Annotated in this window: 8 protein-coding genes and 1 pseudogene; 3 read left to right on the top strand and 6 right to left on the bottom strand. The window is 55.4% G+C overall.

The genetic code is table 11. The annotated features are described in order from the left end of the window. Positions 1 to 167: 167 nt before the first annotated feature. Entirely contained in the window at positions 168 to 1,781 is a 1,614-nt protein-coding gene (locus ACEN2J_RS19625; RefSeq protein ID WP_442108289.1) for an FMN-binding glutamate synthase family protein, read from the top strand. Between the two features lie 467 nt (positions 1,782 to 2,248). On the opposite strand, the gene ACEN2J_RS19620 is transcribed toward ACEN2J_RS19625, so the two are convergent. Further along, a complete protein-coding gene (locus ACEN2J_RS19620) occupies positions 2,249 to 2,830 on the bottom strand; it encodes a LysR family transcriptional regulator (protein ID WP_442108287.1) in 582 nt (193 codons plus the stop codon). Positions 2,831 to 2,895: 65 nt separating this feature from the next. Here ACEN2J_RS19620 and ACEN2J_RS19615 point away from each other — a divergent pair. After that, positions 2,896 to 3,547: pseudogene (locus tag ACEN2J_RS19615) on the top strand (phage tail tube protein); the annotation flags it as partial. 355 nt (positions 3,548 to 3,902) lie between these two features. On the opposite strand, the gene ACEN2J_RS19610 reads toward ACEN2J_RS19615, so the two are convergent. From ACEN2J_RS19610 to ACEN2J_RS19595, 4 genes are all read right to left on the bottom strand, one after another. Further along, the gene (locus ACEN2J_RS19610; RefSeq protein WP_442108285.1) at positions 3,903 to 5,042 is read right to left on the bottom strand and encodes a mandelate racemase/muconate lactonizing enzyme family protein; all 1,140 of its coding nucleotides are present in this window, start codon (positions 5,040 to 5,042) and stop codon (positions 3,903 to 3,905) included. Beyond that, positions 5,039 to 6,166, bottom strand: a complete 1,128-nt coding sequence (locus tag ACEN2J_RS19605) for a mandelate racemase/muconate lactonizing enzyme family protein (protein WP_442108283.1) — start codon at positions 6,164 to 6,166, stop codon at positions 5,039 to 5,041. The genes ACEN2J_RS19610 and ACEN2J_RS19605 overlap by 4 nt, the downstream gene beginning before the upstream one ends. 79 nt (positions 6,167 to 6,245) lie before the next feature. Further along, entirely contained in the window at positions 6,246 to 7,793 is a 1,548-nt protein-coding gene (locus tag ACEN2J_RS19600; RefSeq protein WP_442108281.1) for a BCCT family transporter, read from the bottom strand. A 26-nt stretch (positions 7,794 to 7,819) separates the two neighbouring features. Further along, positions 7,820 to 9,154 (bottom strand): FAD-dependent oxidoreductase, encoded by a 1,335-nt coding sequence (locus tag ACEN2J_RS19595; protein ID WP_442108279.1) that lies wholly within the window; start codon positions 9,152 to 9,154, stop codon positions 7,820 to 7,822. Between the two features lie 230 nt (positions 9,155 to 9,384). On the opposite strand from ACEN2J_RS19595, the gene ACEN2J_RS19590 reads away from it, so the two are divergent. Next, positions 9,385 to 10,059, top strand: a complete 675-nt coding sequence (locus ACEN2J_RS19590) for a GntR family transcriptional regulator (RefSeq protein ID WP_442108277.1) — start codon at positions 9,385 to 9,387, stop codon at positions 10,057 to 10,059. A 540-nt stretch (positions 10,060 to 10,599) separates the two neighbouring features. On the opposite strand, the gene tnpB is transcribed toward ACEN2J_RS19590, so the two are convergent. Next, complete coding sequence (gene tnpB, locus ACEN2J_RS19585; protein ID WP_442108275.1) at positions 10,600 to 10,773, bottom strand: IS66 family insertion sequence element accessory protein TnpB; 174 nt, start codon at positions 10,771 to 10,773, stop codon at positions 10,600 to 10,602. Positions 10,774 to 11,143 lie beyond the last annotated feature (370 nt).

The raw sequence follows: 11,143 nt of genomic DNA, 5'->3' as shown, positions 1-11,143 counted from the left end.
CGGAATTGAAGCCACAACCCCAGACCAGATCGCCGCATGACCGACAAGCCTCAAACACCAGATTTGACAATAACTCGTTCTGTGGAGAGCGGGCAGGGTATAGCAGGCCTCAGAATTGATAACGCAGGCCAAAGCGCTTGGACTTCGCCTCAACAGGAACAACACACATGATCTCACCACTTATTAGAATGTCTACATTTGGCCTTTGCATTGCTTTGATGCTTACCTCACTCGTTGGCCTGTTTTGGTCGGGCATTTATGTTTGGCCCGCGCTCGGCTTTGGCCTTCTGACCGTTGTTGGCATCCGCGACCTCTCACAAGAACGTCATGCCGTTTTGCGCAATTATCCGATTTTGGGGCATATCCGCTATTTGTTTGAAACCATCCGCCCCGAGATCCGCCAGTATCTGATCGAGTCTGACGAAGACGAGGTGCCTTTTTCGCGTGAAGCGCGGGCAATCGTGTACCAACGCGCCAAGAATGTCGAAGACAAGCGGGCTTTTGGCACCAAAAAGCGAGTCTACGATAGCGGCTATCAGTGGTTGACCCATTCGGTTCGCCCCAAAAAGATTACAGACCCCAACTTCCGCATCACCATCGGCGGACCAGATTGCTCCCAACCTTACAACGCCTCCATCTACAACATATCGGCAATGAGCTTTGGCGCTCTGTCGGCCAACGCCATTCTTGCGCTGAACAAAGGCGCAAAAGCGGGTGGATTTGCCCATGACACTGGCGAAGGTGGCATCAGCCGTTATCACCGCGAGGGCGGTGGGGATTTGATATTTGAGGTGGGCTCCGGCTATTTTGGGTGCCGTACGGCCGATGGGCAATTTGACCCCGAAAAATTCAAAATGCTCGCGGCCAGTGATCAGGTCAAAATGGTCGAGATCAAATTGAGCCAAGGCGCAAAACCAGGCCAAGGCGGCGTTCTACCCGCCTCCAAAATCACGCCCGAAATCGCCGAAGCACGTGGCGTGCCAATGGGCGTGGATTGCATTTCCCCAGCTGCGCACAGCGCCTTTTCAACACCGATTGAAATGATGGAATTCATCGCACGGTTGCGGGATCTTAGCGGCGGCAAACCGGTTGGTTTTAAAATGTGCATCGGTCACAGGCGCGAATTCATGTGCATTGTCAAAGCGATGCTGGAAACTGGCATCACGCCCGACTTTATCGTGATTGATGGCAAAGAAGGCGGCACAGGTGCGGCGCCGCTGGAATTTGCCAACCATATGGGCATGCCACTGGTCGAGGGCCTAACCTTCGCCCATAACACCCTGCGCGGGGCGGGGCTGCGTGACAAAATCCGTATCGGCGCGTCGGGCAAGCTTATCCATGCTTTTGATATTGCGCGCGCGCTGGCACTTGGTGCCGATTGGGCAAACTCGGCCCGTGGCTTCATGTTTTCCATCGGCTGCATTCAGGCGCAGGCCTGCCATACCAACCATTGTCCAACCGGCGTGGCCACCCAAGATAAATTCCGCCAGCGCGCGCTTGTTGTCACTGACAAGTCGCAGCGCGTGGCTAACTTTCATCGCAACACTTTAAAGGCGCTGAGCGATATGACAGGTGCCGCAGGCCTAACCCACCCCAGCAACTTCATGCCGCGCCACTTGATGATGCGGGTGAATGACCGCGTTATGGTGACCGGCGAGGAAGTGTACCCGTACCTGCCAGAAGGCTTCTTGCTGCGCAACGAAGAAGACGGGTTTGGCTATCTGCCCCGTTGGCATCGGGCCAGCCCCGCCGCATTCGAGCCGTTTGATGATGGTATTTGACCGAGTAGTGACGGATAACTGGACGCTCGCTGCCGGACTAACCAGGGTCCACATTGCGGGGCGGCCATTCGCTACAAGTGCTCAAGTGGAGGCTTTGCGACGCACCCTCTGTTACGGACAGCAAAAAACTGCGCCCACCTTCATTTCACGCGTTCCACCTTATTCGGCTAACCGAGCAGGATTGGCGATCGTGCAATTCCCAGTTTAGCGCTGTTCTGAGGGTATGAAATCCTTCGCGCTCAGGGCCTGGGTTGCGATCCAGCGGACGAACAGGCCCGCTTGAGGGTGGCGAGGTGGGTTGATGATCAACCGATAGCCACGATCGGAATTGGCGAATGTCGAACTGACGGACACAAGTCTGCCCGCGTCGACATAATTCTGCACAAAGGGCAGAAAGCCGATGGCAATTCCCCCTGCCATAGGCGGCTTCAAGCACAAGGTTCGGTTTGTCGATTACATCGCCTCTGTCAGCAAAGCCGATTGGCGCGCCCGCTGCCTTCAACCAATGCCGCCATGCGGAGCGGTCGCGGTAGTGAATTGGTGGGACGGTCCCTGTGCAGAAATCGCCTTTCAAGTGCAGACTGGGTGCAGCGACCGGGATGGATTTGCTGTCGAAAAGTTTCACATCCTTCGTCTCGAAATCCGTGAGTTTCGACCTGACGATCGACACATCTGCCAGTCTTGGCTCTGGGCTCGCCAATTCGGTGGATCAAGTCAACCCGCAACCCCGGATTTTCCGCCTCGAACGCGCTTTTCTGGGGGAGCAACCATTGCCGTGACAGATAAGGCCCGATCGAGACGCGCAAAACGTCCTGCCGCGTGACCTGCGCCGCTACTTGTTGCAGATCCTCCCAGATACGGGCGACGCCGCGCGCCAGTTCAATCCCATCCTGCGTGAGCTGGATCTCACGGACGCGCCGCTCGAACAGGCGTTTGCCCAGAGCCGTTTCCAGCGCGTTGATCCGGTGGCTAATGGCTGAGGCCAACTCAATAGCCGTTCCTTTCAATCGACGCCCTTGAAAACCTTGCCGAAGAGTTAGAACTAGCATTCGCGCATCTCCTGTCAAACGACGGGCGCGCCCGTCGTTTGACGCCCAACAATAAGGAGAAAGACATGGCACGAGCGCAAGGCGCCCGGGCGCAGATGGCGCTTGGCTTTGAGACGGTTTACAGCACCCCACCCGTCAGCGGGTTCCGATTGATGCCATTCGCCCGGACGACACTGGGCTCGGAGCAGCCACTGCTGGAATCGGAACTCTTGGGCTATGACCGCGATCCTCTGGCACCGATCAAGGATGCGGTCACGGCCGACGGTGACGTCGTGGTGCCGATCGATGTCGAGGCCTTCGGGTTCTGGCTGAAGGCGGCGTTCGTCCAACCCACCACCACCGGCACCACGCCCAAAACCCACACGTTTCAGTCGGGCAACTGGACGCTGCCCAGCATGTCGATTGAGACCGCCATGCCCGAGGTGCCGCGCTTTGCGATATATTCGGGCTGCTTGCTGGATCAACTGTCCTGGCAGATGCAACGCTCCGGCCTTTTGACGGCTCGGCAAAGCTGATCGCCCAGGGTGAGGCCATCGCCGCCGCAACTGCCGCTGGCACGCCGACCGCGCTGGGCTTTCAACGCTTTGGCAATTTCAACGGCACGCTAAACGCAACGGCAGCAGCCTGGGCAACGTCGTCTCGGCCGAGATCACCTATTCCACTAACCTCGACCGGATCGATACCATCCGCGGCGATGCGGTCATGCCGGCTGAAGATACAGGTTACAAACTGTTGCCCGCCTGATCGCGGGTCTTCGAGGTCCCCACGGGACGCGGTTCCTGTGATGCCGTGCTCAGGATTGATGCCGATCATATCGAGCACGCCAATGAGATGGGCACATCGGAATTGCATTGAACCAGCATCATGTTGGGGGCCATCGCGCTGACCACGGACCGAAGCATGCACTCGGGTCGATCTCAGGAGAAGGCTACCGATCAGGAGAGCGGATCAATCGTTCAAAGGACAAGACCGCAGACAGGCGGCACTTTCCGCATGCGCAATACCGCTTGACAGGAACGACCCCGTTACCGAAATCCTGACCCAAAGGCATGCTCGATCTAACCGCCCTGCATCACGCCTTCGCGCAGGTTTCTGCGATCAATTTTTGGTTCAAAGTCAAGCCAAGTCCAAAAGTGTCAGGAACCGCAATCATCCCGTCGGCATCGATGCCCGCCAATCCATGCACAAGCTCTCGACGCAGTCGCGATTGGCTCGTCGAATACTCGATTAAGCCAACATCGGGCAATGTTGCTAGAAAATGAATATTTGCCGCGATCGTAATGTCGGTGTTGTAACCATGCGGAATAATCCGGCGTCCGGTTGGTGCCAGCATAGACGCTAGCTTGCGGGCTTCGCTCAGCCCGCCGAACATGGTTAGGTCGGGCTGGGCTATGTCAAAGGCATTTGCGGTAAGGTAGGGGACAAATTCCTTACAGGTCGTCATTCCCAGATCCCCAACACCCAAAGGAATGCTGGTGGCCGCTTTGAGTTTGATATGATCCGCTAGATTATCAAGTGGGAACGGGGCCTCAATCCAGTTGAACCCAAGGTCCTGCAGCAACCCAAGAAACGGCTCCATCTGCGCCAACCGTTGGAATTCCTGCGCCACATCTAGCATCAAACCCCGATCAGGCCCGACAATGGCGCGCAAATGCGTTAGGTTTTGTTGGACAAGGTCGTGGTCACACCACCAGGGTTCGACACAAACCTTCAGATGTCGAAAACCGGCCTCTAACAAAGGCGCAACCTGTGCCGTGATCTTATCAGCGGTGTCTTCAAGCGGGTAGATCGTGGCATAGACCGGTAAGCGATCATGGTGTTTTACGCCTAAAACGCTGTGAAGCGGTTTTCCCTGGGACCGCGCGAAGAGGTCCCAAATCGCAATATCAAGCGCGCTAATCGCGTGAATGGCCACACCGTTGCGACCGAACCATTGAGTGCGGTCATACATTTCCTGGGCCAGGCGGGTCGGGTCGTCCAGCTGCTGCCCCGTTAGGATGTTCGCCAATCCCCCCGCAAGCGAATTGTAATCTGGCATCTCGATAATCGACTTAATCACGCTGGGCGGCGCATCGCTTTCTCCAATTCCAATTTCGCCGTTATCGCTATGAACCACGACGACAACATTTTGATAGCTGCCTTCGAACCGGTGTTCCCCAGCCGTTGGATCAACCAAACAAAGCACTTCGATCTTTTTGATTATTACGGTCATTTTGTTTCGAAGGTCCGGCGCGCGTAGACATATGGCGTGATCGCGTCCCAGTCCATCTCTACTCCAAGCCCCGGCAAGCTGCTGGGTCGGACGAAACCTTCATCGTCCGGACGGATCACCTGTTTCGCGCCAAACTCATACTTCTCAAAGGGTGCGGCCTGTTCAAAGTAGTCACAATTCGTATGGGCCAACATCAGATGGAGGTTTGCCGCTTGGGTCAGCGTATAACCCCAGCTTTGGACTTCGCACTTCATACCGTGGGCGCGCGTCATCGCCATGCCTTCGTTGGCGCCCGTGAACCCACCGATACCGGTGACGTCAAAACGACTGCGATCCCATGACCGCATTTGCAACGCAAGCTGGATCAGACGTAGGTCGGGCACTGAATTGCCGCCACAAATAACATCCGTATCGAGGGCATCTGCCAGCGCCTTATATCCCGAAAAATCGCTATCCGGGATCGGCGCCTCTAGGACCTCCCATCCGGCAGCATCAAGCACGCGGCCCATGCGCAACGCTTCACTCAGGGAGTAATTTGCATCCGCATCAAGCATCCATCCGATGCCTTTGCCGGCGAACTCTTGGTTCAAGCGATGCACGAGACGCAAATCGTCCTCAAAGCGGCAATATGGATGGATCTTGATGGCGCGATAGCCGTTGCCCAGCATATGGTGACAATAAGCAATATAGGCATCATCATCCGGCAAAAGCGGGCTAGAGGCATAGGCTAGGATTTTGTCGCGCGCCGCACCCAGCATCTGGTAGATCGGCAACCCCAGCGTCTTGGCTTTGCCATCATGCAAGGCGATGTCAAACAGCGACGTGGCCAGATGACCCAGCGGGACGTAGCGGCTGCGCATCAAAGCGTAGATCTGAGGGATGTCGTGAATGTTTCGGCCCAGCACAAATGGCGCCATCAAAGACGCGGACGAAAACAAGGTCATGTCAAATTCATGTTCCGTGTAGGCCGTAGAGCCTGCAATCGCCTCTACGCCATTGGAAAGCTGCATTTTGACAAGGATCATGGCTTCATACATCTCGCCCAAATGGGAAGACCACGAGACCTTTTTACCATCTGGACCTACGGCCAAAAGTTCGATTTTTTCAACAATTGCTGCAGACATAATTCCTCCAAATCGCTGTATTCCATTGGGGTGTTGGGGTGGCTGCGCCAAAGATCCGCAGCCACCCCGTTTCACAGATTTAGGCTTCGTCTTGCTTCATAAACCGGACAGTGGTGACCATCATGAACACAAGGATCACCATGATCGGCAGGCCCACAAGCACAACGGCCGTTTGCATGGTTTTCAACCCACCAAGAAACAACAGCGCAATGGGCAGAATAGCGATTGCCCCACACCAGAAGAGCCGGTTGCTTCGGGCAGGCTCCATGCCTTCATCCAGTTCTTTAGTCGACGCGCAGGCCATGACATAAGCGGCAGAGTCAAACGTCGTGGCCAACATAACGATGCCCGAAATAGCCACCATGACAAGGACAAGACCGCTCATTGGCAAGGATTTGAACATTTCGATAATCGCGGGGGCCACGCCATCGTTGTTGACCAAATCCACCATTGGCGTCAGGCCATTGATCTGCTGATCGATGCTATAGCCGCCCAAAACCACATAAAACAGGGTGCAACCAGCGGTACCGAAAACAAGCATGCCTGTGATCAGTTCACGCACCGTCCGACCCATCGAAATACGGGTGACGAACAGGCCCATAAACGGCGCGTAGGCAACCCACCAAGCCCAATAAAACACGGTCCAAGCCTGCGGAAATCCGGTCTTTGCAACCGAATCTGTCCAAAGGCTCATGGTGATATAGTTTTGCAAGGTGTAGCCAATTGCATCCATCCCAAGCGCGGTGATGAAGTGTGTTGGACCGGCCACGAACACATAAATAATGATCGCCAAAGTCAGAATTGAGCCAAAGTAGGAAAGGCGCTTGATCCCCTGCTCCATCCCCAAGCCGCTAGAGATTGAGAAGATAACGGTGCAGCTGAGAATGATGGCCACATCCAGATACACATTTGGTTCAATGCCAAACACACTGGCCAGCGCCCCGCCAATCATCGGCGTGCCAAGGCCCAACGATGTGGCCGCCGCACCCAAGATGCCAAAGACGAACATGTAATTGATAACCTGGCCTACGGGACCGTCCACCAGATCGCCGAGCGCGCCACGGCAGCTTTCGCTAACTTTATAGACATGCTTTTTGCGCACGTAATAGATGTAGGACATTGCAACCGACGGAACGCAGTAGAGCGCCCAAGCTGTCGGACCCCAATGGAAGATGCCATATGCCTGCCCCACGGTAAACATCTGCGGCGTGCGCGGCTCTATACCTAAAGGTGTCCAAGCATAATGATACGCCCACTCGGTTCCGGCCCAAAGCATGAGGCCTGACGCGATACCGGCAAGAAACACCATGGCGCCCCAAGCGGTCCAGGAAAATTCTGGCGCGACGCCCGCGTCTCCCAGCTTTACATTTCCAAACCGAGAAGCGGCCAGCCAAATCACAAAGACCAAAGCCGCAAAGCCTATGGCCAGAAAGGCGAAGTCAAAGCTGCTGGTCATCCATTTGAAAAGGCTGTCGAGATGGATTTTGCCTTGCTCGGGGAACAAGATCAGCGGTAGCGCCGTGGCCAGAATAATCAGCACGCTGATGATCTGCATCTTGTGATCCGTCTCAATGCCTATGGCATCTTGCCGATTGTGGCCCTCTTGGACCGTCTTTGCTGTCTTCATTTGGGTTTCCTCCTCAAACCGTCTATTTATTCTGTTGTTTTCATCAATTCCAAGATTTGGACACCGTCGATGTCCTGAAAATCAATCCCCTCCCGGATTGACAAATCTGCGGCAATCGCGGCGGCCCGACCGTATTCAAAGCACTGCGCTGTCACTCGACAGCTCGCCAATGCTTCATGCTCGGCGCTCAGACAGCGCCCAGCGACAATGACGTTTCGCCCTTGTTTCGGAACCAGCGTCGCAAAGGGCACGTCATAGTAATCATCGACGAGCCATTCTGTTTTTGGCTTGGCCCCATAATGCAATTCTATGGGCCAGCTTGATTTCGCGATTGAATCATTGGTCTTGCGCGCCTTGACCACATCGTCATTCATCAGCCGCTTAACGCCGTCAATCGAACGCGTTTGCCGCACACCGACCTCTTGGGCATAATCGATGAAGTAAGCGTTCTCGCACCCCGGAATTTCTTCTTTTAGAAAGTCAAAAAAGGCGCGCGCTTGATAGATCGAGAATTGCTCCGCCTCGGAGTGGTCAACCGGATCGGTCACGTCCAGATCGCGCCCGTCAAAGCCGGTGATTTTGGTGCCATTGACCAGAATTTCACCGGGGTTCACGGTTGGGAACAACCAAACCTTCTTGCGCAAGAGCTCATCGCGCTGTTCCAGCTTTTCTACAACTTTCGGCGGACAAATGGTGTTGTCCCCCCAATATTCAAGGTAGCGCGGCAGGTCGACATTCCCGATCTTGAACATCATAGACGGGTTCTGAATGATGCCGTTATTGCCTTTGGTCGTGGCCAACCCCATCCGGAACACCGCATCTGCATCGCCGCTGGCATCAATCACACGCTTGCCTAAGACGCGAGCGAAACCCGATCGCGTATGCAGTACAAGGCCTACCAGCGCGTCACCTTCGGTGATCACGTCAACCATTTCGGTGTGATAAAGGATCTGAACACCCGCACCACGCAACAGATCCGTCGCCACCTTTTTGTATTTCGCGCAGTCATGGGTCGTTACCCAGGTTTTCCCATAAATTTGTGGCGCGGTAAGCCCGCCCTCTGCCTCAAGCGCCTGTCGCATCCGTTCTGCAAAGCCAAAGATGATTTGCTGCGGCTGCGCTACACTTGGGTCCGCGACCGTCATATAGAGGCCGCAAATTGTCCCCGACATGCCAGACACGGCTGCCCCACCGCAAAAGCCCAAACGCTCAATCAGCAAGACAGAGTGCCCGCTCTCGGCCGCTGTCGTCGCCGCCGCAATTCCTGCAGGGCCGCCGCCAAGGACAACAATGTCGAAGCCGCCGAATGTAGGAACGTCTCGGTAGCTTTCACTTCCCAAAGTGGGTTGATAAGTTTGCATTGTATCCCCTCCATCTTAATTCCGTGGCAATGGACCAGTCCGGCCAGCGCAAAGTTGCTCGTTTCGAACGCTAGACGCTGGGCAATGGGGCCAGTCCATCTGACAGATCGCATTGATAACACCTAACATGTTAGTTGTATAATAATATAAATGTCACCTGTCAAAGTTTTAGTGATTGGTAGTATTGAATGATTTCTGGTGGTAAGATGTGGCGTCCATGGGAGGGCTAAATGACTGAAGATAAACCCATCGCACGCCGAGGTGACGCCCAAGAGAAGGCCTATGAGGTCCTTAAAGAGATGATCATCGTGCAGGAATTGCGCCCAAATGAGCTTGTCTCGGAGAAAAAGCTTGCAGATCAGACCGGCTTTGGCCGCGCCTCGATTCGCATAGCCCTTCAGAACCTAAAGAACGATGGGCTGGTAGAAATCTATGCGCAGCGCGGTTGTCGCATTTCCGAAATTGATGTTGTCGTCCAGATGAAAGTGCTGGAAGTGCGTGCCGAACTTGAACGCCTTATGGCCGTTCATGCTGCCCACAACATCACTGACGAGGTCGCCGCCAAATTAAAGGGCAGCATGCGACTGTTGGCCGAGGCCGCACATAAGGGCGATGCAAGGCAGTTCATGGACAACCTGCGCGATGTTCACGAATTGATGGCCGCAGCCTCTGACAACGAAATTCTGTCGCGAAGCGTCAATCAAATTCAAGGGCTCTCCCGTCGGTTCTGGTATGCATATCACGCGCGCTACGCGGATATGTCGCTCGCAGCAGACCTGCACGCGGCACGGGTAGATGCAATCTGTCGCCATGACGCGCCAGCGGCCGCAAAGGCATCAGATGACCTTGTCGGATATCTTGCAAGCTTTACAGAAAGCGTTGTTTCGCGGCGCACCCAAGACTGAACAAACGCGCTGGTGGCGTCACACAAATGTGAACCAGTCTCCCTAATGCCAATGAAGCTGCCCCTTAGCCTATACTAGCCCACCAGCCAAAGCGCACCCTGCGACCGCGCCACTTGGGCGGCGATAGCGCTCGCTGTGCTGGCGCTGCAGGTGCGGAAACGGTGCCTGCATGGAAACGGGTCGACATAAGCTGCCCGTGCTGTAGCGTCGCGTTTGCGCTACCCTTGATCGTGGCGACCAGTGCGGCCAGCTTTGAGAAAAGTCCTATTAGACAGCTGATCTTAGTGTTGAGTTGTTTCAACGGGCCACAGGGTACAAAATCCGCATCCTGACTGTCGTCGATACCTTCTCGCGTTATGTCCCAGTGCTGGGCGCCAGGTTCAGTTGCGAGGGCTAGAACGTTGTCACAGCGCAAGATCGCTCGGTTTTCCTGGTTTCAAAATACCGAATGTCAGCAGATCGCGGCGAAATTCATCAATGCCCACAATATGCGCCCCGGCGCGCCAAACTGCCGCATCACAAAACGAGTTCAAGGTCGGGTCAGCGCCGTCTACGTCGGCGACTTATTGGACTGAGCGCCAATTCGGTTTCCGCAGCCTGCGGGTCTCGTCCCAAGTCCTGCTGGACGGCCACCGCAAGGGTGTTCATACCCCGCCGCATATCCGTCACGCCGCCTACAATCCACACCTTCGTCCCTGCTGGAAACGCAATCATGACGGATCCAGTGCTTGCACGAGCCGCGCAAGCACGACCGGGTCAATTGTGATGACCACAGACAAGCGGCGACCATTCACGAGGGCAATACCTGCCGTTTGGGTCTGGGTTGGCACAGACGGCCCGCTGAATACCTCGGGCACATGAGAAGTTGCGATGGTCAGCGGCGTGAAACGCGGACCAACTGCGCGAGGTCTGGATGGTCATTGGGAAGGGTGCGGAACTCGATCATTCGGCGATATTGCCATGGGGGATTTCCTTTGGTCAAACGCAAAAAGCCCCTCTGTTTTCAGCTAGGCGATTCACACATTTCGGAGCCTCCATCCGTGGGCGAGGGATTTGAAGTATTGGAGCCCGTGGCGGAAGGTGA

This window comes from Pseudorhodobacter sp. W20_MBD10_FR17, from assembly GCF_052119765.1.
Classification (GTDB): Bacteria; Pseudomonadota; Alphaproteobacteria; order Rhodobacterales; family Rhodobacteraceae; genus Pseudorhodobacter.
The sequence above is the reverse complement of the archived record's forward strand: the minus strand, read 5'-3'. Positions and strand labels throughout refer to the sequence as shown.